Genomic DNA, 23,538 nt, shown 5'->3' with positions numbered 1-23,538 from the left:
ATCGCGCTGGGGTCAGAGCCCTTTCCGTTGGAAAGGGATCCGACCCCGGGCGGGGAATCAACCCGCCTTGCGCCGCAACGGGGTGACGTTGCTCTTCTTCTTCGTGGCCTTGGCAGCCGGTGCCTCGGCATGGGCTGCGAAGAAATCGCGCACCTTCGGGTACACCACTTCGCGCCAGCGGCGGCCGCTGAAGATGCCGTAGTGGCCGGCGCCTTCGACGATGAAATGCTCGCGGCGGTCGGCCGCGATGCCGGTGCACAGCGCCTGCGCGGCTTCGGTCTGGCCGAGGCCGGCGATGTCATCCAGCTCGCCTTCGATGCTCAGCAGCGCGGTATCGCGGATGGCCGACGGGTCGACCTTCTCGCCATTGACCACCCACTCGCCACGCGGCAGCAGGAAGTCCTGGAACACCACCGAAATGGTGTCGAGGTAGTACTTGGCCGGCATGTCCAGCACCGCGTTGTACTCGTCGTAGAACGTGCGGTGCGCGTCGGCGTCTTCCAGGTCGCCCTTGACCAGGTCGGTGTAAAAATCCCAGTGCGAACTGAAGTGGCGGCTGGGGTTCATCGACAGGAAGCCGGCGTGCTGCAGGAAGCCCGGATACACGCGGCGGCCGGCGCCGGGGTAGCTGGCCGGCACGGTGTGGATGACGTTGTTCTCGAACCACGACAGCGGGTTCTGCGTGGCCAGGTTGTTCACTGCGGTCGGGCTGCAGCGCGCATCGATCGGGCCACCCATCATCACCAGCGAGCGCGGGGTCGGCTCGCCACGGCTGGCCATCAGCGAAACCGCGGCCAGCACCGGCACCGTCGGCTGGCACACGCTCACCACGTGCAGGCGCTCCACGCCGAGGTGGCGGATGAACTCCTGGATGTAGGCGATGTAGTCGTCCAGCCCGAACTCACCCTCGCTGGCCGGCACCATGCGCGCATCCACCCAGTCGGTGACGTACACGCGGTGGTCGCGCAGCAGCGTGCGCACGGTATCGCGCAGCAGCGTGGCGTGGTGGCCCGACAGGGGCGCCACCACCAGCACGAACGGCTGGTTGAGCATCGTGTGCAGCTGGTCGGCTTCGTTGCTGTGGCGCTTGAAGCGCAGCAGCTTGCAGAACGGCTTGCTCACTTCCTCGTGCACGACGATCGGCACGCGCTCGCCTTCGACGTCGATTTCGTTGATGCCCCATTCGGGCTTCTCGTAATCCTTGCCGATGCGATGGAAGAGTTCATTGACCGCCGCCAGGCGATCAGCGCCCGGCATCTGCGACCACCAGTGGCCCTGGTTGGCGAAGAACCTGGCGTTGGCCTGGGCCTGGTGCACCCAGGGGGCGAGCAGGTTGCGGGTCAGTTCGTGTAGTTGATAGAGCATGACGACCGAATATGTATGGTCATATGTTGCCGCGCAGCATATCCCATCCGGGCGTCCCACAGGTTAAGTGGGGCAAAAATAATGAATCCGGATTCACATCTTTTCCAGCGCGGCGGCCTCGCTGGCCAGACCCGGGCCCAGCCACAGGTGTGAACCAACGGCCTGCAGGCCCTGGCGGGCCAGCTCGCGGCGGTACCAGCGCGCCGGCCGGGCCTGGAAGCCCTCATGGTCGCCGTCGAACGCATCCTCGGCCGCGAAGGTCTCCAGGAAGGCCACCCCGGCGGTCAGCTCGCCCACGCCGGCCAGGCCAGCGCGCAGTTCGCGGTCGGGCACGTAGTGCATCACGTCCGAGCACACCAGCAGGTCGACCGGGGCACAGGGCCGCAGCCAGGCGAAATCGCCGAAGCTGGCCATGTGCAGGTTGCGGGTGCGGCCGTAACGGCGTACAGCGTACTCGCTGCTGTCGAAGCCGAGGTATTGGACCTTCGGACGCAGCTTCAGCAGCGGCGCGCGCCAGGCGCCTTCGCCGCAGCCGATGTCGAGCACGCTGCGCACCGGCCGCTCCAGGTAGTACTCGGCGGTGGCCACGGCCAGGGCGACCTTGCGCGCCAGGCGGGCGCTGCCGCCGATATCGGCCCGGCGGTACCAGCGTTGGAAGTAGGCGGCGTCGTAGGTCTTGTCCATGGGGCAGGGCACGTAGAGGGTGAAAACGGCGCCTATCGTACGGCGTCGCGGCCGTGGTGCGGCAATTGGCCGCGGCATCCACCCAGGGGGTGGCTCTACTGCGACCGGCGGGCGAACCGGCAGTAGAGCCACGCCATGCGTGGCTGCAATGGTGCGGTAGGCAGCCATCCATGGGATGGCTCTACTGTGGTGCGGCAATTGGCCGCGGCATCCACCCATGGGGTGGCTCTACTGCGACCGGCGGGCAAACCGGCAGTAGAGCCACGCCATGCGTGGCTGCGATGGTGAGTGCGTCGATTGGCCGCGGCATCCACCCATGGGGTGGCTCTACTGCGACAATGGGCGCCCATCACCGCCAGCCGCCGGAGCGAGCGCATGCAGAGCTATTACTGGGTCAAGACCTTCCACATCGTGTTCGTGGTGGCCTGGATGGCAACGGTGTTCTACCTGCCGCGCATCCTGGTGAACCTCGCCGAGACCGCGGGCCAGCCGGCGGTGGGCGAGCGCCTGCAGCTGATGGGTCTGCGCCTGTACCGTTTCGGCCATTCGATGTTCGGGCTGGCCTTCGTGCTGGGCCTGGTGCTGTGGCTGGGCTACAAGGTCATCCCGGATTTCCCGACCATGGTCGCGCCCGGTGGCGCCGGCTGGCTGCACGCCAAGCTGGGCCTGGTGGTGCTGCTGCTGGTGTATTTCATCTGGACCGGGCGCCTGCTGAAGGGCGTGGCCAAGGGCCGCACGCTGCCGTCCTCGCGCGCGCTGCGCTGGATCAACGAGATTCCGTTGCTGGCCTTCATTCCGATTGTCTGGCTGGTGCTGGCCAAGCCGTTCTGAGGCGTGGATGTCCTCAACGCGCAAACGAAGAGAGCCGGGCATCTGCCCGGCTCTTTCGTATCTGCAATCGCCTGCATGTTGCCGGCCAGCGGCCGGCACTACCGGGTTTGGCCACCGGCCGGCATTACCAGGTTTGGCCAGCGGCCGGCACTACCGGGCTTATGCGGCTTCGTAGGTGCCGTAGCTGCGCAGGCGCGCGTAGCGGCGCTCCAGCAGCTGCTCGGTGGACAGGCCGTCCAGCGCTTCCAGCTCGTTCAGCAGCACGGCCTTCAGGCGCTTGGCCATCTGGGTCGGGTTGCGGTGGGCGCCGCCGGTCGGCTCACGCACCACCTTGTCGACCAGGCCCAGGCTCTTCAGGCGCGGCGCGGTCAGGCCCAGCTGCTCGGCAGCGTCCTTGGCCTTGCCGGCATCCTTCCACAGGATCGAGGCGCAGCCTTCCGGGGTGATGGTCGAGTACACCGCGTATTCCAGCATCACGGTGCGGTCGCCCACGCCCAGCGCCAGCGCGCCGCCGGAGCCGCCTTCGCCGATCACCGTGCAGATCACCGGCACCTTCAGCTCGGCCATCTCCATCAGGTTGCGGGCGATGGCTTCGGACTGGCCGCGCGATTCGGCGTCGATGCCCGGCCAGGCGCCGGCGGTGTCGATCAGGGTCAGCACCGGCAGGCCAAAGCGTTCGGCCATCTTCATCAGGCGCAGGGCCTTGCGATAGCCCTCCGGCTTGGGCATGCCGAAGTTGCGCTTGATCTTTTCCTTGGTGTCGCGGCCCTTCTGGTGGCCGATCACCATCACCGAACGGCCGTTGATGCGGGCCAGGCCACCCATGATGGCCTTGTCGTCGGCGAAGGCGCGGTCACCGGCCAGCTCCTGGAATTCATCGAAGATGATGCGCAGGTAATCGGCGGTGTACGGGCGCGACGGATGGCGGGCCAGCTGCAGCACCTGCCAGGAGGTCAGGTTGCGGAAGATCTGCGCGGTGCGCAGGCGCAGCTTGTCCTGCAGGGCGTGAACCTCGGCCTCGACATTGACCGCCGGTCCGGCACTGGCGTTGCGCAGTTCCTGGATCTTGGCTTCCAGGTCGGCGATGGGTTGCTCGAAGTCGAGGTAGTTCGGATTCATCGGAAGCCGTCGTGTAAAGAAGAGGGGAATTCTAGCCGAATGCGCAGCAATGGCCCGTACGCCTTCGTCTGGAAGGCGACGGTACCCCAGCCGGGCAGGGGGCGCCAGTCAGCCCGGGGCGTGGGCCAGCCTCAGTTGGCCCACGGCGGGCTGTAGCGCACTTTCAGCGTGCGCACGGCCGGGTCGGCGCGCAGCGCCTCCATCAGCTTGGAATCGATGCGCACCGCGCTCTGCCCGGAGACATCGAGCATGCCGGCCACGCCGCCCTGCGGGCCCTTCAGCAGCAGGTCCAGGCGCAGCGGCGTGCGCCCGGGGCGGTGGCGGTCGAGCACGGCATTGACGCGTTCCCAGACCGGCCGCTGCTGGCGCAGGTCCAGGCGCAGCGACAGGCGCGTGGCGTAGTTGGCGCAGACCTCGTCGAAATCCCAGCACTGGCGGATGCGCAGCGCATAGCCGCCGTTGAACTCGTCCTCGCGCAGGCCGCCCTTGACCACCAGGATGCGGTCCTTGGTCATCAGGTGGCCGAACTCGGCCATGGCATCGGAGAACGCGCTGCACTCGACGCGGCCGCGACCGTCCTCGAGCTGGATGAAGATCTGGCTTTCGCCCTTGCGGCGCACGCCGACCACCTGGCCGGCCAGCACGGTCGGCACTTCCGGGCGCCAGCGCTTTTCACCGCCGTTGCCACCGCCGCCACCACTGTTGCTGGAACTCCAGATCTTCTCGACCGAGCCCAGGTCGTTGCCGACCAGGTCGCGCACATCGTCGCGCCATGGGTCGAACGGATGCCCGCTGAGGTAGAAGCCCAGCGTGTCGCGCTCGCCGTTCAGGCGCTGCAGCAGCGGCCATTCCTCGGCTTCGACCAGGTCCAGCTGGATGGTCACCGTGCTCGGGTCGGGGCCGCCGAACAGCGAGTTCTGGCCCGAGGCACGCTCGCGCGCCATCTGCTCGGTGGCCTTGATCACTTCCGGCAGCTGCAGCATCAGCGAGGCACGGTTATGGCCCAGCTCGTCCAGCGCACCGCAGTTGATCATCGCTTCCAGCGTGCGCCGGTTGAGCTTGGCCGAACCGACGCGGGTGCAGAAGTCGAGCAGGTCCTTGTAGTCGCCGCCCTTCAGGCGCTCGTCCACCACCGCTTCGCAGGCACCCTGGCCGACGCCCTTGATCGCGCCCAGGCCGTACTGGATGGTGTCCGGCGTGGCCGCTTCGAACATGAAGGCGGACTGGTTCACCTTCGGCGGCAGCACGGTCAGGCCGAGGTTGCGCACCTCGTCCAGGAAGCCGACCACCTTGTCGGTGTTGTCCATGTCCGAAGACAGCGTGGCTGCCATGAACTCGGCCGGGTAATGGCGCTTGAGCCAGGCGGTCTGGTAGCTGACCAGCGCGTAGGCGGCAGCGTGCGACTTGTTGAAGCCGTAGCCGGCGAACTTCTCCATCAGGTCGAAGATCGCGTCGGCCTTGGCCTCGTCGACGCCGTCCTTGGCCGCACCTTCGCGGAAGATTTCGCGGTGCTTGGCCATTTCGGCCGGCACCTTCTTGCCCATCGCACGGCGCAGCAGGTCGGCGCCGCCCAGCGAGTAGCCGCCGACGATCTGCGCCATCTGCATCACCTGCTCCTGGTACACCATGATGCCGTAGGTGTCCTTCAGGATCGCTTCGGTGCGCGGGTCGGGATAGATGATTTCTTCCTGGCCGTGCTTACGCGCGTTGAACGAGGGAATCAGGTCCATCGGGCCGGGTCGGTACAGCGACACCAGCGCGATGAGGTCTTCGAAGCGGTCGGGGCGTGCGTCCTTCAGCAGGCGGCGCATGCCCGAGGATTCGAACTGGAACACCGCACCGGTGTTGCCGTTGGCGAAGATGTCCTTGTAGGTGGGCGCATCGTCCAGCGGGATCGCAGCGATATCCACCGGCGGGATGCCGGCGCGCTCGTGGCGCTTGTTGATCGCCTTCACCGCCCAGTCGATGATCGTCAGCGTGCGCAGGCCGAGGAAGTCGAACTTCACCAGGCCGACTTCTTCCACGTCGTTCTTGTCGAACTGGGTGACCGGGTTCTTGCCCAGGCCGTTCTCGTCGTGTTCAGCGTACAGCGGGCAGAACTCGCTCAGCGGCTCGGGCCCGATCACCACGCCACCGGCGTGCTTGCCGGCGTTGCGGGTCAGGTCTTCCAGCTGCAGCGCCAGGTCGATCAGGTCGCGGACATCGTCCTCGGTCTCGTAGCGCTGGATCAGTTCGGCCGAGGCCATTTCCGAGCTGGGGCCTTCCTTGCCCTTGCCCAGCGCATCCTTCAGGTGGATGCCCAGGATGTTCGGGATCAGCTTGGAGACGCCGTCGACCAGGCCGTACGGGAAGCCCAGCACGCGGCCGGAGTCGCGCACCACGGCCTTGGCCGCCATGGTGCCGTAGGTGATGATCTGGCTGACGCGCTCGCGCCCGTACTTGCGCGCGACGTAGTCGATCACTTCATCGCGGCGGTCCATGCAGAAGTCGATGTCGAAGTCGGGCATCGACACGCGTTCCGGGTTCAGGAATCGCTCGAACAGCAGGTTGTACGGCAGCGGGTCCAGATCGGTGATCTTCAGCGCCCACGCCACCAGCGAACCGGCGCCCGAACCACGGCCGGGGCCGATCGGGATGCCCTGGTTCTTGCCCCACTGGATGAAGTCGGCAACGATCAGGAAGTAGCCCGGGAAGCCCATCTTGATGATGGTGTTGAGCTCGAACTCCAGGCGTTCGAAGTACTCCTCGCGGGTCTTGCCCGGCGCCAGCGGATTCTTCTCCAGGCGCTCTTCCAGGCCGTCGCGCGACATCTTCTGGATCCAGGTGTCCAGGGTCTCGTCGTCGGGTACGGGGTAGTTGGGCAGGAAGTAGGTGCCCAGCCGCATCTCGATGTTGCAGCGCTCGGCCAGCGCCAGCGTGTTGTCGATGGCATCGGGGATGTCGGCGAACAGCGCGCACATCTCCTCGGCTGACTTCAGGTACTGCTGGTCGCTGTACTCGCGCGGGCGCTTGGGGTCGTCCAGCACGCGGCCGGTGGAAATGCACACGCGCGCTTCGTGTGCGCTGAAATCGGTCGGCGCCAGGAAGCGCACGTCGTTGCTGGCCACCACCGGCAGGCCGCGCTGGCCGGCGGCCATCAGCGCGAAGCGGTTGAAGGTTTCCTCGCCTTCGCGGCCGGTGCGGGTCAGTTCCAGGTGCAGGCCGTCGCCGAACGCGCGCTGCCAGTCGGCCAGCTGCTGCTCGGCGAGATCGTGCTTGCCGTCCAGCGCCAGGCGGCCGGCCAGGCTGTCACGGCCGGCCAGCGCGAACAGGTTGGCATTGCCGGCCTTCAGCCAGTCCGGGTGGATCGCCACGCCGCCTTCGGGCCGGTGGCCTTCCATCCAGGCGCGGGTCAGCAGCCGCGACAGGCTCAGGTAGCCCTCGCGGTCGCGGCAGAGCAGGGTCATCCGCCACGGGTCCTGGCCTTCCTCGGCGATCATCACGTCGGCGCCGGCGATGGGCTTGATGCCCACGCCTTCGGCGGCCTTGTAGAACTTCACCAGGGCGAACAGGTTGTTGAGGTCGGTTACCGCCAGCGCGGGCAGGCCGAGTTCGACCGAGCGCGACAGCAGGTTGGCCTGCTTGGCCTTCTTCGGGTCGGCCTGGTCCGGCTTGGCCGGCACGCGGATGGTCGAGTCCGCCAGCGAGAACTCGGTGTGGACGTGGAGATGTACGAAGCGGGAGTTGGACATGCCGGACCAGGTTGGAGCGCGCGGGCCCCGGGTGCTGACGGGGAAATCGTCACCGGGGTCGGGAAGCGCTGGAGTGCCCGGTCAGGGTAACGAGGGCAGGGGGTGGCGACAAGCTCTTGACATGCCCGGGAACACAGCCGGGTTCAGCCGTGGCGGAGGCCGCTTCCTGTAGAGCCGAGCCCATGCTCGGCTGCTGCGGACAGCCGAGCATGGGCTCGGCTCTACAACGCCTGCAGGCTCAGGCGATCGCCGCCACAACCTGCGGCGCTTCCAGGCATTCACGCACCGGCGCGAAGCTGCGGCGGTGCTCGTCGCAGGGGCCGTGGCTGCGCAGCGCGGCCAGGTGGGCGGGGGTGCCATAGCCCTTGTGCTGGTCGAAGCCGTACTGCGGGTGCCGCACGTGCAGTTCCTGCATGTAGCGGTCGCGCGAGACCTTGGCCAGGATCGAGGCCGCCATGATCGCGCGGTCGATGCCATCACCGCCCACCAGCGCCTGTGCCGGCAGCACCAGGCCCTTGGGCACGACGTTGCCATCGATGCGGGCGAAGCCGGCCACGTGGGCCACGGCGGCCACCACGTCGCGCATGCCCTGCAGGGTGGCCTGGTAGATGTTCAGGCGGTCGATGGCGTTCACGTCCACCAGCACCACCTTCCAGGCCAGGGCCCGTTCGATGATGCGGTCGTGCAGCTGCTCGCGGCGCGCGGCGGTCAGCTGCTTGGAATCGTCCAGGCCGTTGATGCGCGGCCGTGACGGGTCGAACACCACCGCGGCCACGGCCACCGGGCCGGCCAGCGGGCCACGGCCGGCTTCGTCCACGCCGGCCACCAGGCGTTCGGGCTCGACCACGGCCGCGCCGTCGAACAGGGCCAGGCTGGCCGCAGCGGCCGCGCGACGGCTCATGCGGTTTCCTGCTTGCTGACCAGCAGCTCGCCCACCGCATCGGCGGCGCGCGCCGAGGCATTGCGGCGCAGGCGCTCGTGCAGGCGCTCGTAGGTGCCCTGCAGGTCGGCGCTGCGCTGCGGGTGGTCGAACCACTGCTGGATGGCCGCGGCCAGCTTGTCCGGCGTGCAGTCGTGCTGCATCAGTTCCGGGGCAAGATCCTGCGCAGCGAGGATGTTGGGCAGGGCGAAGCGGTCGACCTTGATCAGCCCCAGCGCCTTCACCAGGCGGTAGGTCAGTTCGTTGACCCGGTAGCCGACCACCATCGGCCGCTTCACCAGCATGGCTTCCAGCGTGGCCGTGCCGGAGGCCAGCACCACCACGTCGGCGGCGATCATCGCCGTGCGGGCCTGGCCATCGAGAACATGCGAGTACGCCACCGGCAGCGCCGAGCGTGACAGCTGTTCCTCGATCAGGCGGCGGCAGGCGGCGTTGGCCGCCGGCACCACCACGTGCAGGCCGGGGATGCGTTCGGAGACCTGCCAGGCGGCCTCGAAGAACGGTTCGCCCAGTCGTGAGATCTCGCCCAGGCGGCTGCCCGGCAGCACCGCCAGCACCTTGGCTGAGGCGGGCACGCCAAGCGCGGCACGGGCCGCATCGCGGTCACCGTGCAGCGGAATGTCATCGGCCATCGGGTGGCCGACAAACCGCGCATCGATGCCGTGCCTGGCATAGATGGGCGGTTCCATCGGGAACAGGCACAGCACCAGGTCGGCACTGCTGCCGATCTTCTCTGCGCGCTTCTCGCGCCAGGCCCAGACCGAGGGGCTGACGTAGTGCACGGTGGGGATGCCGCGCTGCTTCAGCCAGCGCTCGATGCCCAGGTTGAAATCCGGCGCATCGATGCCGATGAAGACATCCGGCTGCCACGCCAGCGCCCGCTCGCGGAACGCCGAGCGCAGCTTGAGCAGGCGCGGCAGGTGGCGCAGGACTTCGGTCAGGCCCATCACCGCCAGCTCGCTGGCATCGTGCCAGGTCTGGCAGCCCGCATTGCGCATGGCGTCGCCGCCGATGCCGGCGAACTCGGCATGCGGGAAGCGCGCCTTCAGCTCACGCACCAGGCCTGCACCGAGCAGGTCGCCGGAGGCTTCGCCCGCCACCAGCGCGATCCGCAACGGGCGCTCGCTGAGCACCCGCTGCGCAGGCACGCTGCCGGCCATCGAGGCCAGCGGGATGACGGCGGCGCCGGCCGGCGCCTGGCCGGTCGTGGCGCTCATCGCAGCAGGTGCCTCTCGGTGTGCTCGATGAAGTCCAGCATGGAGCGGACGTCATCGCTGGCCTGTGCCTGCTCGGCCAGCTGCTGCTTGGCTTCGGCCAGCGGCAGGCCTGCCACGTACAGGGTGCGGTAGGCGCGCTTGATGGCGGTGATGCGTTCGGCATCGAAGCCACGGCGCTTGAGGCCTTCGCTGTTGATGCCGCGCGGGCGGCCCAGCGAATCGGTGCCGACCATGGTGAACGGCGGCACATCGCCGTTGGTCAGCGCGCCCATGCCGAGGAAGGCGTGGGCACCGATGCGGCAGAACTGGTGGGCACCGGCGAAGCCGCTGATGATCACGTAGTCGCCGACGGTGACATGCCCGGCCAGGGTGGTGTTGTTGGAGAACACGCAGAAATTGCCGACGTGGCAGTCATGCGCCACGTGCGTGTAGGCCAGCATCCAGTTGTCGTTGCCGATGGTGGTGATGCCGCCGCCGCCGCCGGTACCGCGGTTGAGGGTGACGAATTCGCGGAACACGTTGCGGTCGCCAATCACCAGTTCGGTGCGTTCACCGGCGAACTTCTTGTCCTGCGGCTCGCCACCGACCGCGACGTGGCCGATGAAACGGTTGTCGCGGCCGATCCGGGTCGGGCCATGGATGCTGCAATGCGGACCGACCTCGGTGCCGGCGCCGATTTCGACGTCGGGCCCGATGATCGTGAACGCGCCCACGCGGACGTCGTCGGCCAGTCGTGCCGACGGATCGATCACGGCGGTGGGATGGATCAGGGGAGCGCTATCGGTCATCTCGGTCCTCCGTACAGGGTCAGTCGCGGGTGCCGGCGCACAGCACCTCGGCGCAGGCGACGACTTCGCCGTCGACCTTGGCCACGCAGTCATACACGGCCATGTTACGGATCACGCGCTTGATCTCCACGTGCATTTCCAGCACGTCGCCCGGCACCACCTGCTTGGTGAAGCGGGCCTTGTCGACCTTGACCATGTAGAACAGCTTGGACTGCGAATCGCGGCCCAGGGTGAGCTGGGTCAGCACGCCGCCGGCCTGGGCCATGGCTTCGATGATCAGCACGCCCGGCATGATCGGCTGGTTGGGGAAGTGGCCCTGGAAGAACGGCTCGTTGATGCTGACGTTCTTGGTGGCGACGATCTTGCGGGCCTCGTAGTCGATCGACAGAACCTTGTCGACCAGCAGGAACGGGTAGCGGTGCGGCAGCAGCGACTGGATCTGCGCCATGTCCGGCAGGGTCTGGGGCTGGCTCATTCTTTCTCCTTGCTCACAGACAGGATGCGACGGGCCAGTGCATCGAGCTGCTTGAAGCGCGCGGCGTTCTTGCGCCACGTGCGGTTGTCGGTCAGGGGCGTCCCGGACGAGTACTCGCCCGGTTCGGTGATGGAGTTGCGGACCACCGATTTGCCGGTGATCACGACCTTGTCGCAGATTTCCAGATGGCCGACGACGCCGACGGCGCCGCCGAGCAGGCAGTAACGGCCGATCTTGGCGCTGCCGGCGATGCCGGTGCAGCCGGCGATGGCCGAATGGGCGCCGATCTGCACGTTGTGCGCGATCTGCACCAGGTTGTCGAGGCGGACGTCTTCGGCCAGCACGGTGTCTTCCAGCGCACCGCGGTCGACGCAGGTATTGGCGCCGATCTCGCAGTCATCGCCGATGCGGACGCCGCCCAGCTGCGGCACCTTGATCCACTTGCCGGCATCCATTGCCAGGCCGAAGCCATCGGCGCCGAGCACGGCACCGGGATGGATGCGCACGCGCTTGCCGAGCTTCACGCGGGTGACCAGGGTGACGCGGGCAATCAGCTCGCAGCCGGTGTCCAGGGTGCAGTCTTCGCCGATGATGCTGCCGGCGCCGATGATGCAGTTCTCGCCGACCACGCTGCGCGCACCGATGGTGACGAACGGGCCGATGTGGGCGCTGGCGGCCACCTGGGCCTGCGGGTCGATGACCGCGCTGGGGTGGATGCCCGGCTCACGCACGGGTGCGACGTCGAACAGCGCGGCGATCTTGGCGAAGGTGGTGTAGGGATCCTTGGCGACGAGCGCGGCGCCGGGGGCGGCTTCGGCGTCCTCGGCACGCAGGACCACCAGCGAGGCCTGGCTGTCGGCCAGCTGGGCGCGGTAGCGCGGGTTGGCGAGGAAGGTCAGCTGGCCGGCACCGGCATGGGCGAGGGTAGCCACGCCACGGATGGCGGTGGCGGGGTCGCCATGGACCTGCAGGCCGAACTGATCGGCGAGTTGCTGGGCGGTGTAGGTAGGAGTATTCACGGCGGGAGTTTAACGTGTGACGCCAGTCCGGTCATGCGGGGGCTGAAGCGGCGCCTGCCTGCTATCGCGGGGCGATGGCGCAGGGGGCTGCCCAGGACACGCCGTAAACCCATCCCTGGGGGCTCGATGGCGCCATCCATGGCGCCAACGGTCCTGGTCAGCCCCCTGCGCCATCACCAGATGATTTCACGCGGTGGCGGGAAGAAGCAGCCAGCATCCGTCCTGCAAAACGAAAACGCCGGGCAGAGCCCGGCGCTTCGTAACCCGTCTGGTGGAGAGCCCCCCTTCTGTTAAGGGGGGCGCGCCAATGGCGCGGGGGATAGGGAGCAGGATAGGCCCCGCGGTTTGCATCGCAAACCGTGGGAACGTTTGGGGGCCAGTTAGAACTGGCCACCAAACGTAAACTGCAGGCGCTCGATTTCGTCGCCGTCCTTCTTCTTCAGCGGGAACGCGTAGCTGATCGAGATCGGGCCGACCGGGGCGCGCCACAGCAGGGCCACACCGGTGGACACGCGCAGTTCGTTGGCCTTGAAGTTATCCACGCCGTTGTAGACGTTGCCGAAGTCGACGAAGGCCGACACGCGCGCCGAGGGGCTGTCGAACAGGCGCGGGAAGTAGGCTTCCACCGAACCAACGGTCTTCACCGAGCCACCCAGCGGCTGGCCGTTCGGGTAACCCGGAGTTACCTCGCGCGGACCCAGCGTATTGTCCTCGAAGCCGCGCACCGAGTTGGTACCGCCGGCGTAGAAGTTCTCGTAGAAGGGCAGGCCGGAGGCCTTGACCGTCTTCTGGTAGTCCGAGGAGTTCGGGTTGCAGTCGACGGTCTGCGTCGGGTTCGGGTTGGCTTCGCTCGGGGCGGTGTAGCACAGGTCGCGGATGTAATCCTTGCCATAGCTGTCGCCGTAGCCGATTTCCGCGCGTGTGTTGATGACCAGCGACGGCATGATCGGCCAGTACTTGCTGATCTGGTAGTTCAGCTTGAAGTACTCGACGGTCGAGCCCGGCAGGGTGGTTTCCAGGCCGATGCGCTGGTAGGTACCGCGGGTCGGCATGAAATAGTCGTTGCGCGAGTCGCGGGCCCAGCCCAGTTCGGTGCGCCAGGCGTGGAACGTTCTGGTGCCCAGGGCATTGATGTAGTCGACGATCGACTGCGGGGTGGACGAATACGTCGAGATCTGGTTGCTGTCGATACCGAACATCAGCGAGACGCTGTCGGTCTCGGTCAGCGGCACGCCGAACACCACCTGCGCAGAACCATTGGTGCTGTTGTACTGCGCGGTGTTGAAGTCGGAGTAATCCAGCTCGCGCCAGGACAGGTTGTAGCCCAGCGACACGCCGTCATCGGTGAAGTACGGGTTGGTGTAGCTGAAGCCGTAACGCTGCAGGTAGCTGCTGCGCGAGGCTTCGACCGACACGCGGTTGCCGCCGCCGAGGAAGTTGTTCTGCGACAGCTGCACCGAGGTGGTCATGCCGTAGGACTGCGAGTAGCCCAGGCCGAACACGAAGCTGCCCGACGTGGTTTCCTTGACGTTGTACACCACGTCGACCTGGTCGTTGCTGCCACTGACCGGCGGGGTTTCAACGTCCACCGACTCGAAGTAGCCCAGGCGCTGCAGGCGGATCTTGGAACGATCGATCGCCGCCTGCGAGTACCAGGTGTTCTCGAACTGGCGCATTTCGCGACGCAGCACTTCGTCGGAGGTGCGGGTATTGCCCTTGAAGATGATGCGGCGCACCGACACGCGCGGGCCGGGGACGACCTGCATGTTCACCGCGACCGTCTGCTCGGCACGGTTGGTGGTCGGGATCGGGTTCACCTTGGCGAACGCGTAGCCGATGTTGGACAGCGAATTGGTGATCGCGTCGGAGCTGAATTCCAGCAGCGCACGCGAGAACGTGTCGCCGGCGCGCTGCACGACCATGCGCTCGACATCTTCCTGCGGGAGGATGGTGTCGCCGCTGACCTTGATGTCCGAGATCTTGTACTGGTTGCCTTCGGTCACGCCGGCCGTCACGAACATGTCGCGCTTGTCCGGGCTGATCGAGACCTGGGTCGAGTCGATGCTGAAATCGACGTAGCCGCGGTCCAGGTACCAGGAGTTGAGCTTTTCCAGGTCGCCGGACAGCTTTTCCTTGGAGTACTGGTCATCGCGGCGGTACCACGACGCCCAGTTGTGCTCCTTGGATTCCCAGATTTCCAGGATGTCCCTGCTGTCGTACTTTTCGGTACCGACCAGGTTGACGTGCTGGATCTTGGCAGCCTTGCCTTCCTTGATCGCGATGGCGATGTCCACACGGTTGCGGTCCAGCGGGCTCACCGTCGGGGTGATCTCGACGTTGTACTTGCCACGATCGTTGTACTGGCGGCGCAGTTCCTGCGTCACGCGGTCCAGGCTCAGGCGGTCGAAGGTGCCGCCTTCGGTCAGGCCGATGTCGGACAGGCCCTTCAGCAGCTGGTCGGACTTGATGTCCTTGTTGCCGGTGACGGTCAGCTTGTTGATCGCCGGCCGTTCCTTGACGGTCACGACCAGGATGTTGCCCTGGCGGTCCAGCTGCACGTCTTCGAAGAAGCCGGTCTTGTAGAGGGCGCGGATGGTCTCGCCGACCTTGCTGTCGGTGACCGTCTCGCCACGTTCCACCGGCAGGTAGGTGAACACCGTACCCGAGCTGATGCGCTGCAGGCCGTCGACGCGGATGTCGCTGACAGTGAAGGGCTCGGCTGCCTGGGCCAGGGCGGGAGCGCCGGTGACGGCGGCGAGGGCGAGGGCCAGCAGGCGGCGATTGGGGAGTCGCGTCATGTCACGTCCGGTAGGAAGGTCGATTTCATTGGTACGGGGTGCCGGCGCTGTAGACGCCAAAAACGTGGAAAAGTTCATCGCGTGGCCAGGCCGAGGATGTCGTTGTAGAACGCCAGCCCCATCAACCCGGCCAGCAACGCCAGGCCGATGTACTGACCCGCGGCGATGGCACGCTCGCTCAGCGGGCTGCCCTTGACCAACTCGATAAGGTAATACAGCAGGTGCCCGCCGTCCAAGATGGGAATCGGCAGCAGGTTGATGATGCACAGGCTCAGCGACAGCAGCGCGAGGAACTGCAGGAACCAGTCGAGGCCGCGCTTGGCCGAAACATTGGCCACGCGGGCGATGGTGACCGGGCCGGAAACGTTCTGCAGCGAGGCCTTGCCGGTGACGATGCGGGCCATCATGCCCAGCGAATCGGAGGCCAGGCGGCCCGTTTCGCGCACGGCCACGGTCACCGCATCGAGCGGGCCGTAGCGCATCAGGGTGTCATAGGCGGGGCTGAAGGCGCCCGAGAAGCCCACGCCGATCTGCCAGACCGGCTTGCCCTGGCCGTCCTTGCCCTGGCGCGGAGTCACTTCCAGCGCCAGGCGCTCGCCACCGCGCAGCACTTCGATCATGCCGGGCCCGCCACGGCGGCCCAGTTCCTGGATCTGCGGGCTGACCTGGTCGGCCCCGTCGATGCGCTGGCCGTCGATGGCCACGATCACGTCGCCCGCCTGCAGCAGGCCGGCCACGGCCGAATCGGCCGTCAGGCTGTCCACCTGCGCCGGCTGCAGCGCGGCCTGCCACTGCAGGCCCGCCAGGCTGGGCACGCGGCGTTCATCGAAGCCGGCCGGCAGTTGCGACAGCGGCAGGGTGCGGTTGCGCACCTGGTCACTGCTGTCCAGCACTTCGAGGGTGACGTCGCGCCGGTCCATCGCCGCGGCGGTCAGGGCCATGCTGGCATCGCCCAGGGTGACCACGTCGCGGTCGTCCACGCGCAGCACACGGTCGCCGCTGGACAGGCCGGCGCTGGCGGCAATGCCGGTGGTGCGGCCGATGGTGGCCGAATAGTCCTGCTTGCCGATCACGAACATCGCCCACAGCAGCAGGATGCACAGCAGCAGGTTGGCGATCGGCCCGGCAGCGACGATGGCGATGCGCTGCCAGACCGTCTTGTGGTTGAAGGCCTGCCCCCGCTCGTGCGGGTGTACCTCCACCTCGCGCTCGTCGAGGAACTTCACATAACCGCCCAGCGGCAGGGCGGCGATGGCGAACTCGGTGCCGTGCCTGTCGCGGCGCGACCACAGCGGGCGGCCGAAGCCGACCGAGAAGCGCAGCACCTTGACCCCGCAGAGGCGGCCCACGGCGTAGTGCCCGAACTCGTGGAAGGTGACCAGCAGCCCGAGGCTGACGATCATCCACCAGACCGATCCGATGAAGTCAGTCATGCAGGCTCACGGTGGCGGGCAATGGCAGCGGCGTCATGCGGTATGGGCGTGGCGTTCAGGCGGCGTCGATGGCGTTCAGGGTCAACTGGCGGGCCCGCTGGTCGGCGGACAACAGGCCGTCCAGTGTATCGGCTGCTTCGGTCGGCAGTGTTGAAAGAGCGTTAGCAACCAGCGCGGGAATGCTCAGGAAACCGATCCTGCCCTGAAGAAACGCTGAAACCGCCTCTTCATTGGCGGCATTCAGCACCGCCGGAGCAGTGCCGCCGGCCTGCATCGCCTGCCAGGCCAGGGCCAGGCAGGGGAAGGCCTCGGTATCGGGCGCTTCGAAATCGAGCCGGCCCTGGGCCAGCAGGTCCAGCCCGGATACGCCCGATTCGATGCGCTGCGGCCAGCCCAGGCCGACGGCCAGGGTGGTGCGCATGTCCGGCAGGCCCAGCTGGGCCAGGGTCGAGCCGTCGACGAACTCGACCAGCGAATGGACCAGGCTCTGCGGATGGACCAGCACCTCGATGCGCTCGCCGGGCACCTTGAACAGGTGGTGCGCCTCGATCACTTCCAGGCCCTTGTTCATCAACGTCGCCGAATCGACCGAGATCTTCGGGCCCATCGACCACTTCGGGTGGGCAACGGCCTGGGCCGGGGTCACCTGCTCCAGTTCGGCGCGGCTGCGGCCACGGAACGGGCCACCGGAGGCGGTCAGCAGGATCCGGCGGACGCCGGCCCCGTCCAGGCTGGCATCGCGCGAGCGCAGGCACTGGAAGATGGCGCTGTGCTCGCTGTCGATCGGGATGATCTCGGCGCCGCCGCGTTCGGCGGTGCGGGTCAGCAGCTCGCCGGCCAGCACCAGCGATTCCTTGTTGGCCAGCAGGATGCGCTTGCCGGCGGCGGCAGCGGCCAGGGTCGAGGACAGGCCGGCAGCACCGACGATGGCGGCAACCACGGTGTCACAGGCATCGCTGGCAGCGAGCTGGTCCAGCGCGGCAGCGCCGGCGTGGGCTTCGGTGGCCAGGCCGGCGTCGCGCAGGCCGTCGCGCAGTTCGGCGTACAGGCTGTCATCGGCGATGACGGCATGGGCGGGGCGATGCTGGCGGCACAGCGCCAGCAGCGCCTGCACCTGGCGGCCGGCGGCCAGCACAGTGGCCTGGTAGCGCTGCGGGTGGCGTGCGATCACGTCCAGCGTGGAGGCACCAATCGAGCCGGTGGCGCCGAATACGGCGACCCGGCGCAGGTCTGCAGCAGCATCCATGGTCAGAATCCGAAGATTTCCTTGCCCAGCGCAAACACCGGCAGGGCGGCCAGCACGCCGTCGACGCGGTCCAGCACGCCGCCGTGGCCAGGAATGAGGTGGCCCGAATCCTTGGCGCCGGCGTGGCGCTTGATCAGGCTTTCGTAGAGGTCGCCCAGCACCGAGGCGAACACAGCCACCACCGAGGTGACCAGCAGGCCCGGCAGGTGCGCGACATCCACGCCGGCGAGCAGGCCCAGGCCCACGGCCACGGCGACACCGGCCAGCAGGCCGCCGAACAGGCCTTCCCAGGTCTTGTTGGGGCTGATGCGCGGGGCCAGCTTGTGCTTGCCGAAGTGGCGGCCGGCGAAATAGGCGCCCGAATCGGCGGCCCAGACCAGCGCCAGCGCGGCCAGCAGCCACAGGTGGCCCTGGTGGCCCGGCGGATCGCCGCCAGCATGGATCAGCACCAGCGACGCCCACGCCGGCACGATGGCCAGGGTGCCGGCCAGCAGCTTGAGGATGCGTGCCGGGCTGCCCGGCTGCGCGCCGAAGGTGAAGAAGCGCAGCCAGACCAGGGCGGCCAGCCACCAGGCCACGCCGACCAGGGTGGCCAGCTGGAACAGCACCAGCGAGCTGCCATCGGCCCACACCATCAGCACCATCAGCAGCAGGTTCAGCACCAGCAGCACGGTACGGGCCAGGGTGTCTTCGATGCCGGCCAGCTTCAGCCATTCCCACAGGCCGATCAGGAACACGGCGGCGGCGGCCGCAGCCAGCCATTGGGTGGGCAGCAGCAGGATCGCGGCAATGGCCACCGGCGCCATGATCAGCGCGGCGAGGACTCGGGTCTTGGTCATGGGCTGGGCGTCTCGGTGGCCAGGGCGGCGATCTGGGCGCTGGTCAGGCCGAAGCGGCGTTCACGATTGGCATAGGCGTCCAGCGCCTGCTGCAGCTGCGCGGAATCGAAGTCCGGCCACAGTGCCTCGGTGAACCACAGCTCGGTATACGCCAGCTGCCACAGCAGAAAGTTGCTGATGCGGGTATCGCCACCGGTACGGATGAACAGGTCCGGCGGCGGCAGGTCGGCCAGGGCGACCTGGCGGCCCAGCAGCGATTCGTCGATCTGCTCGGGAAGCAGGCGCCCGGCGGCCACTTCCGCCGCCAGCGCACGGGCGGCGCGGGCGATGTCCTGGCGCCCGCCGTAGCTGGCGGCGATCGACAGGGTCAGGGTGGTGTTGTCGGCGGTGCGCTGTTCGGCCAGCTGCATGCGGCTGACCAGCCCTGCACCGAAGCGGTCGCGTTCGCCGATGAAGCGCACGCGCACGCCACGACGGTGCAGCTCGTCCACTTCACGGTCGAGCGCGCCGAGGAACAGCTTCATCAGGGCATCGACTTCTTCCTGCGGGCGGCCCCAGTTCTCGCTGGAGAACGCGAACAGGGTCAGCGCCGGAATGCCCAGTTCAAGGCAACGGTCGATGGTACGGTTGACCGCGCGCGCGCCGGCACGGTGGCCGATCACGCGCGGACGGCGGCGCTGCTGTGCCCAGCGCCCGTTGCCATCCATGATGATGGCAAGGTGGCGGGGCAGGGCGGCCGGCAAGGGAGGCGGGACTGAAGGCATCGACTTCAGACCGACAGCAGTTCTTTTTCCTTGTCGGCAACGACCTTGTCGACGTCCTTGATGTTGGCGTCGGTCAGCTTCTGGATGTCGTCTTCGCCGCGCTTCTTCTCGTCTTCGCTGATCGCCTTGTCCTTGACCAGCTTGGCGATTTCCTTGTTCGCGTCCTGACGGATGTTACGGATCGCGATCTTGGCGCCTTCGCCTTCCTTCTGCACCTGCTTGGCCAGCTCCTTGCGGCGCTCTTCGGTCGGCGGCGGCATGTTGATGCGGATGGCGGCGCCCAGCGTGTTCGGGGTGAACTCGTGGTTGTACAGGCCCTTCTCGATTTCCTTGATCATGCTCTTGTCGAAGGGCGTGACCAGCAGCGAGTGGGCATCGGCGTTGGAGATCGACGCGACCTGGTTCAGCGGGGTGCTGGCGTTGCCGTAGGCATTGACCGTAACGCGGTCCAGAAGGGCGGGAGTGGCACGCCCGGTGCGGATCGAGGTGAGGGTGTGCTTCAGAGCGTCGATGCTCTTGGCCATGCGCGTCTGCGCGTTGTTCTTGATGTCGTTGAGCATCGCCCGGGTCCTGGATGTAACTGGAATCGGGCGATTATAGGCGAATACGGGACGCTGCCGGGCCTGAATCGGCCCGGAGCACGCCTGGCGCTCAGGCTCAGGCCGGGTCGCGGCCCTGGACCAGGGTGCCGATGTTGGCGCCGCCGAGGATCTTCAGCAGCTCGCCCGGCTGGCCCATGTCGAACACGCGCATCGGCAGGTCGCTGTCGCGGGCCAGCGCGAAGGCGGCCGTATCCATCACTTCCAGGCCGCGGCGGATCACTTCGTCGTAGCTCAGGCTGTCGAAGCGGACCGCATCGCTGTGCTTGTTCGGGTCCTTGTCGTACACGCCATCGACCTTGGTGGCCTTCAGCAGCAGGTCCGCGCCGATCTCGATCGCACGCAGGGCCGCGCCCGAGTCGGTGGTGAAGAACGGGCTGCCGACGCCGGCGGCGAAGATCACCAGGCGGCCCTTTTCCAGGTGGCGGATGGCGCGGCGGCGGATGTAGTCCTCGCACACGTCGTTGATCTTGATGGCGCTCATCACGCGGGCCTTGGCGCCCAGCTTCTCCAGCGCGTCCTGCATGGCCAGGGCGTTGATGACCGTGGCCAGCATGCCCATCTGGTCGCCGGTGACGCGATCCATGCCGCCTGCGGCCAGGCCGGCACCGCGGAAGATGTTGCCGCCGCCGATCACCAGCGCCACTTCGGCGCCCGCCTGCTGGGCCTCGATCACTTCACGGGCCAGGCGGTTGATGATCTTCGGGTCGATGCCGTAGTCCTCATCTCCCATCAGCGCCTCCCCGGACAGTTTCAGAAGGATGCGGCGATAGGCGAGCTTGGACATATGGACCTCGTGAGCGTGGAAATCGCGGGGGATTCTACGCGCATGCGGCGCGCGGCCAAAGCATTTTGTGCACTGCGGCGCAGAAAGCTTCACCGCCCCGTTCAGCCGGGGCGGCGGGTTCAGCCCAGTTCGGCGCCCGCCGTGGCAGACAGCTCATCATGCCCCAGTTCGCCGGGAGAGCGTGCGATGACGCGGTTGCGGCCCAGGTTCTTGGAGCGGTACAGCACGTCATCGGCGGCGCGCAGCAGGTCCTGCACGCCGGCAAAGCGCTCGTAACCGCCCTGGGTGGCCACGCCGGCGGAGAAGGTCACGAACAGTGGCCCGCTCTCCAGTTCGACCATCGGGGTGGAGACGATGTTGGCCAGCACCCGGCGGATCACGTCCAGGGCGACCGCTTCGCTGGTGTTGGGCAGCAGTGCCACGAACTCCTCGCCGCCGAAGCGGGCGACGGTGTCGCTGTTGCGCAGCTGGCCCTGCAGCTTGTTGGCGAACACGCGCAGCACTTCGTCACCGGTCAGGTGGCCGTGGGCGTCGTTGATCTTCTTGAAATCGTCCAGGTCGATGAAGGCCACCGACAGCGGCCAGCCATGCCGGCCGGCGCGCTGGAACTCCTGGTCGAGCACGGTTTCCAGCTGGCGGCGGTTGAGCACGCCGGTCAGGGCGTCGCGGTGGGCCTGGTCGGCCAGGCGCTTGGCCCGTGCCTCGAATTCGTCGGCGCGGCGGCGCGCCTGTTCGGCATCCTGCATCTCGCGCAGGTTGCGCAGCGTGGTCAGCTCCTGTGCGTGGTCGATCAGCTCGCGCACGCGCGACGGCGAGCTCAGGCCGGTCTCGAACAGGCTGGCGATGTCCGGCAGCGCGTCGCTGATGCGGGCGAGCACCTGGTCGAAGCGGGCACTGTCCAGCTGCAGGCGCTCGTGGACCTCGTGCAGGGCGCGTTCGCGGGCGGCGTCGGCATCCGCGTCCAGCCAGATGTCGGCGACCGCGCCGGACAGCTGCACGCAGGCCTGGAACGCATTGTCGGTGGCAGGCTCGGACTCGCTCAGGCGGATGCTGTCCACCAGGTAGCGCGGCAGGCCCCATTGTTCGGCCACCCAGGCGCCGACGTCGGCGTGGGTGCAGCCCAGTTCCTCGCGCTCGCGGGCGATCAGGTCCAGGTTGTCACCGGCTTCGCGCAGCAGCGGCAGGTAACGCTCCGATTCGGCCTGGGCCAGGCACAGCACGCCCATGTCCTGCAGCAGGCCGGCCAGCATCAGTTCTTCCAGCCGGCGCAGGCCGCGGGCCTGGCCCAGCTGGCTGGCGGCCAGGGCGCTGAGGATGCTGCGCTTCCAGGCGCGCTGGCGCAGGTCGTGGTCGGCACCGCTGCCACCGGTCAGGCCCTGGGTCACGGTGAAGCCCAGGGCGAGGCTGATCGTGGCGTTGAGCCCGAGCATGGTCAGGGCCTGGCCGAGGTTCTCGATGCGGCGCCGGCTGGCGTACAGCGGCGAATTGGCGATGCGCAGCATGCGAGCGCTCAGCGCCATGTCGATGGCGATGATGTCGGCGGCGGTGGCGATGTCCGCTTCCGGGTCCTGGGCCAGTTCGATGATGCGCAGGGCAATACCGGGGGGCGAGGGCAGGTTGCGGCACAGCGCCAGGGCAGCAGTCAGCTCAGGAGGCATGTCGGATCGTTCAATTCCATTAGGACAAGAATACCTAGGAATGCATCACAGTCTGCGACTTCTGTTCCTGTTACGTGATTGCGTATTCCCCTATGCCGAGTATCGGCTTGAATGGGCGATAACGCAAAGATCCTTGTTTGGGATGTGCGCACCAACGGTGCGCACCCACAGGGGGAGAAGGTGTGCGCACCAACGGTGCGCACCCACGGGGGGAAGTGGTGCATGCCTGCAGGCACAAAAAAAGAGCCGCGGTTTCCCGCGGCTCCTTCTGGTCGTTTCGCAGCCGGTGGGCTGGAATCAGACCTGCATCGCCTTGGCAACTTCGGCGGCGTAGTCTTCAACCACCTTCTCGATGCCTTCGCCGACGACCAGCAGCTGGAAGCCAGCCACGTCGGCGCCGGCGGCCTTGACCACCTGCTCGACGGTGGTGTCGCCCAGCACGTAGGTCTGGCCGTACAGGGTCACTTCGCTGACGATCTTGTTGATCTTGCCGCTGATGATCTTTTCCAGGATGTCGGCCGGCTTGGACTTGTCCTTCTCGGACATCTTGGCCAGTTCGATTTCCTTTTCCTTTTCCACGAACTCGGCCGGCACATCGGCAGCCTTGTTGTGCGGCGGCTTCAGCGCAGCCACGTGCATGGCCAGGCCGCGGGCCAGCTCGGCGTCGCCGCCGATCAGGTCAACCAGCACGCCGACCTTGCCGTTGGTGTGGACGTAGGCACCGACGTTGCCGGTGGTGTCGACCTTGACCAGGCGGCGGATCTGGATGTTTTCACCCAGCTTCTGGATCGCGGTGGCACGGGCTTCTTCGACGGTCTCGCCGGAGGCCAGCTTGGCGGTCTTCAGGGCGTCGGCGTCAACGGCGCCCGATGCCAGGGCGGCAGCGGCGACGGAATCGACGAAGTTCTTGAAGTTGACGTCGTTGGCAACGAAGTCGGTTTCCGAGTTGATCTCGACCAGCACGGCCTTGCCGCCGTCCTGGGCCAGGCCCAGACGGCCTTCGGCGGCCACGCGGTCAGCCTTCTTGTCGGCCTTGGCGGCGCCCGACTTGCGCAGGGCTTCAGCAGCGGCGTTGATGTCGCCGCCGGCTTCGGTCAGCGCCTTCTTGCATTCCATCATGCCGGCGCCGGTGCGCTCGCGCAGTTCCTTGACCAGGGAAGCAGTGATTTCCACGGGATTACCTCACGAAAGAAAGGGGTAGGGCCGGCATGTTGGCCGGCCCGTGTGACAGTGTCCGGTCGCCGC

18 protein-coding genes and 1 pseudogene are annotated in these 23,538 nt (G+C 67.3%); 1 reads left to right on the top strand and 18 read right to left on the bottom strand.

What is annotated here, in order from left to right; translation table 11 throughout:
* Positions 1 to 57 precede the first annotated feature (57 nt).
* Both phaZ and IAE41_RS05390 read right to left on the bottom strand, forming a co-directional pair.
* Positions 58 to 1,365, bottom strand: coding sequence for a polyhydroxyalkanoate depolymerase (gene phaZ, locus IAE41_RS05395; protein WP_150454922.1), 1,308 nt, complete (start codon positions 1,363 to 1,365; stop codon positions 58 to 60).
* A gap of 93 nt (positions 1,366 to 1,458) precedes the next feature.
* Positions 1,459 to 2,049: a class I SAM-dependent methyltransferase gene (locus tag IAE41_RS05390; protein ID WP_108760035.1), complete on the bottom strand. Its 591-nt coding sequence runs from the start codon at positions 2,047 to 2,049 to the stop codon at positions 1,459 to 1,461.
* Between the two features lie 375 nt (positions 2,050 to 2,424).
* Here IAE41_RS05390 and IAE41_RS05385 point away from each other — a divergent pair, with 375 nt between their 5' ends.
* The gene (locus tag IAE41_RS05385) at positions 2,425 to 2,880 is read left to right on the top strand and encodes a CopD family protein (protein WP_079221242.1); all 456 of its coding nucleotides are present in this window, start codon (positions 2,425 to 2,427) and stop codon (positions 2,878 to 2,880) included.
* 159 nt (positions 2,881 to 3,039) lie between these two features.
* Here IAE41_RS05385 and IAE41_RS05380 read toward each other — a convergent pair whose 3' ends face one another.
* The 16 genes and pseudogenes from IAE41_RS05380 to tsf form a co-directional block, all read right to left on the bottom strand.
* The gene (locus IAE41_RS05380; protein ID WP_200732353.1) at positions 3,040 to 3,999 is read right to left on the bottom strand and encodes an acetyl-CoA carboxylase carboxyltransferase subunit alpha; all 960 of its coding nucleotides are present in this window, start codon (positions 3,997 to 3,999) and stop codon (positions 3,040 to 3,042) included.
* A gap of 131 nt (positions 4,000 to 4,130) precedes the next feature.
* A complete protein-coding gene (gene dnaE, locus IAE41_RS05375) occupies positions 4,131 to 7,730 on the bottom strand; it encodes a DNA polymerase III subunit alpha (RefSeq protein ID WP_200732352.1) in 3,600 nt (1,199 codons plus the stop codon).
* 238 nt (positions 7,731 to 7,968) lie between these two features.
* Positions 7,969 to 8,631, bottom strand: a complete 663-nt coding sequence (locus tag IAE41_RS05370) for a ribonuclease HII (protein WP_200732351.1) — start codon at positions 8,629 to 8,631, stop codon at positions 7,969 to 7,971.
* Positions 8,628 to 9,791: pseudogene (gene lpxB, locus IAE41_RS05365) on the bottom strand (lipid-A-disaccharide synthase); the annotation flags it as partial. The gene IAE41_RS05370 and the pseudogene lpxB, both read right to left, overlap by 4 nt.
* Positions 9,792 to 9,883: 92 nt before the next feature.
* A complete protein-coding gene (gene lpxA, locus IAE41_RS05360; RefSeq protein ID WP_200732349.1) occupies positions 9,884 to 10,675 on the bottom strand; it encodes an acyl-ACP--UDP-N-acetylglucosamine O-acyltransferase in 792 nt (263 codons plus the stop codon).
* 19 nt (positions 10,676 to 10,694) lie between these two features.
* A complete protein-coding gene (gene fabZ, locus IAE41_RS05355) occupies positions 10,695 to 11,150 on the bottom strand; it encodes a 3-hydroxyacyl-ACP dehydratase FabZ (protein WP_200732348.1) in 456 nt (151 codons plus the stop codon).
* Positions 11,147 to 12,169, bottom strand: coding sequence for a UDP-3-O-(3-hydroxymyristoyl)glucosamine N-acyltransferase (gene lpxD / locus IAE41_RS05350; RefSeq protein ID WP_079221249.1), 1,023 nt, complete (start codon positions 12,167 to 12,169; stop codon positions 11,147 to 11,149). The genes fabZ and lpxD overlap by 4 nt, the downstream gene beginning before the upstream one ends.
* Positions 12,170 to 12,549: 380 nt before the next feature.
* Positions 12,550 to 14,967, bottom strand: a complete 2,418-nt coding sequence (gene bamA, locus IAE41_RS05345) for an outer membrane protein assembly factor BamA (RefSeq protein WP_200732347.1) — start codon at positions 14,965 to 14,967, stop codon at positions 12,550 to 12,552.
* Positions 14,968 to 15,041: 74 nt separating this feature from the next.
* The gene (rseP, locus tag IAE41_RS05340) at positions 15,042 to 16,400 is read right to left on the bottom strand and encodes an RIP metalloprotease RseP (RefSeq protein WP_200732346.1); all 1,359 of its coding nucleotides are present in this window, start codon (positions 16,398 to 16,400) and stop codon (positions 15,042 to 15,044) included.
* Between the two features lie 55 nt (positions 16,401 to 16,455).
* The gene (locus IAE41_RS05335; RefSeq protein ID WP_079221252.1) at positions 16,456 to 17,646 is read right to left on the bottom strand and encodes a 1-deoxy-D-xylulose-5-phosphate reductoisomerase; all 1,191 of its coding nucleotides are present in this window, start codon (positions 17,644 to 17,646) and stop codon (positions 16,456 to 16,458) included.
* A gap of 2 nt (positions 17,647 to 17,648) precedes the next feature.
* The gene (locus tag IAE41_RS05330; RefSeq protein ID WP_079221253.1) at positions 17,649 to 18,485 is read right to left on the bottom strand and encodes a phosphatidate cytidylyltransferase; all 837 of its coding nucleotides are present in this window, start codon (positions 18,483 to 18,485) and stop codon (positions 17,649 to 17,651) included.
* On the bottom strand, positions 18,482 to 19,249 hold the full coding sequence (gene uppS / locus IAE41_RS05325) for a polyprenyl diphosphate synthase (RefSeq protein ID WP_079221254.1): 768 nt from the start codon (positions 19,247 to 19,249) through the stop codon (positions 18,482 to 18,484). Before uppS ends, IAE41_RS05330 begins: the two co-directional genes overlap by 4 nt.
* A gap of 5 nt (positions 19,250 to 19,254) precedes the next feature.
* Complete coding sequence (gene frr / locus IAE41_RS05320) at positions 19,255 to 19,809, bottom strand: ribosome recycling factor (RefSeq protein ID WP_053449214.1); 555 nt, start codon at positions 19,807 to 19,809, stop codon at positions 19,255 to 19,257.
* Positions 19,810 to 19,906: 97 nt separating this feature from the next.
* On the bottom strand, positions 19,907 to 20,635 hold the full coding sequence (gene pyrH / locus IAE41_RS05315) for a UMP kinase (RefSeq protein ID WP_079221256.1): 729 nt from the start codon (positions 20,633 to 20,635) through the stop codon (positions 19,907 to 19,909).
* Between the two features lie 119 nt (positions 20,636 to 20,754).
* Positions 20,755 to 22,293, bottom strand: a complete 1,539-nt coding sequence (locus IAE41_RS05310; protein WP_079221257.1) for a GGDEF domain-containing protein — start codon at positions 22,291 to 22,293, stop codon at positions 20,755 to 20,757.
* A 297-nt stretch (positions 22,294 to 22,590) separates the two neighbouring features.
* Entirely contained in the window at positions 22,591 to 23,466 is an 876-nt protein-coding gene (tsf, locus tag IAE41_RS05305) for a translation elongation factor Ts (protein WP_200732345.1), read from the bottom strand.
* Positions 23,467 to 23,538: the final 72 nt, after the last annotated feature.

This window comes from Stenotrophomonas sp. S39 (assembly GCF_016624665.1).
Classification (GTDB): domain Bacteria; phylum Pseudomonadota; class Gammaproteobacteria; order Xanthomonadales; family Xanthomonadaceae; genus Stenotrophomonas.
This window is presented reverse-complemented; position numbering and strand designations above follow the sequence as displayed.

Bases quoted from the DNA above. Each gene is read 5' to 3' on its own strand.
- IAE41_RS05385 (WP_079221242.1), top strand. From the start codon at position 2,425: ATGCAGAGCTATTACTGGGTCAAGACCTTCCACATCGTGTTCGTGGTG.
- fabZ (WP_200732348.1), bottom strand. From the start codon at position 11,150: ATGAGCCAGCCCCAGACCCTGCCGGACATGGCGCAGATCCAGTCGCTG.
- IAE41_RS05335 (WP_079221252.1), bottom strand. From the start codon at position 17,646: ATGGATGCTGCTGCAGACCTGCGCCGGGTCGCCGTATTCGGCGCCACC.
- pyrH (WP_079221256.1), bottom strand. From the start codon at position 20,635: ATGTCCAAGCTCGCCTATCGCCGCATCCTTCTGAAACTGTCCGGGGAG.
- IAE41_RS05380 (WP_200732353.1), bottom strand. From the start codon at position 3,999: ATGAATCCGAACTACCTCGACTTCGAGCAACCCATCGCCGACCTGGAA.
- bamA (WP_200732347.1), bottom strand. From the start codon at position 14,967: ATGACGCGACTCCCCAATCGCCGCCTGCTGGCCCTCGCCCTCGCCGCC.
- uppS (WP_079221254.1), bottom strand. From the start codon at position 19,249: ATGCCTTCAGTCCCGCCTCCCTTGCCGGCCGCCCTGCCCCGCCACCTT.
- phaZ (WP_150454922.1), bottom strand. From the start codon at position 1,365: ATGCTCTATCAACTACACGAACTGACCCGCAACCTGCTCGCCCCCTGG.
- IAE41_RS05390 (WP_108760035.1), bottom strand. From the start codon at position 2,049: ATGGACAAGACCTACGACGCCGCCTACTTCCAACGCTGGTACCGCCGG.
- IAE41_RS05330 (WP_079221253.1), bottom strand. From the start codon at position 18,485: ATGACCAAGACCCGAGTCCTCGCCGCGCTGATCATGGCGCCGGTGGCC.
- frr (WP_053449214.1), bottom strand. From the start codon at position 19,809: ATGCTCAACGACATCAAGAACAACGCGCAGACGCGCATGGCCAAGAGC.
- dnaE (WP_200732352.1), bottom strand. From the start codon at position 7,730: ATGTCCAACTCCCGCTTCGTACATCTCCACGTCCACACCGAGTTCTCG.
- rseP (WP_200732346.1), bottom strand. From the start codon at position 16,400: ATGACTGACTTCATCGGATCGGTCTGGTGGATGATCGTCAGCCTCGGG.
- lpxA (WP_200732349.1), bottom strand. From the start codon at position 10,675: ATGACCGATAGCGCTCCCCTGATCCATCCCACCGCCGTGATCGATCCG.
- IAE41_RS05310 (WP_079221257.1), bottom strand. From the start codon at position 22,293: ATGCCTCCTGAGCTGACTGCTGCCCTGGCGCTGTGCCGCAACCTGCCC.
- IAE41_RS05370 (WP_200732351.1), bottom strand. From the start codon at position 8,631: ATGAGCCGTCGCGCGGCCGCTGCGGCCAGCCTGGCCCTGTTCGACGGC.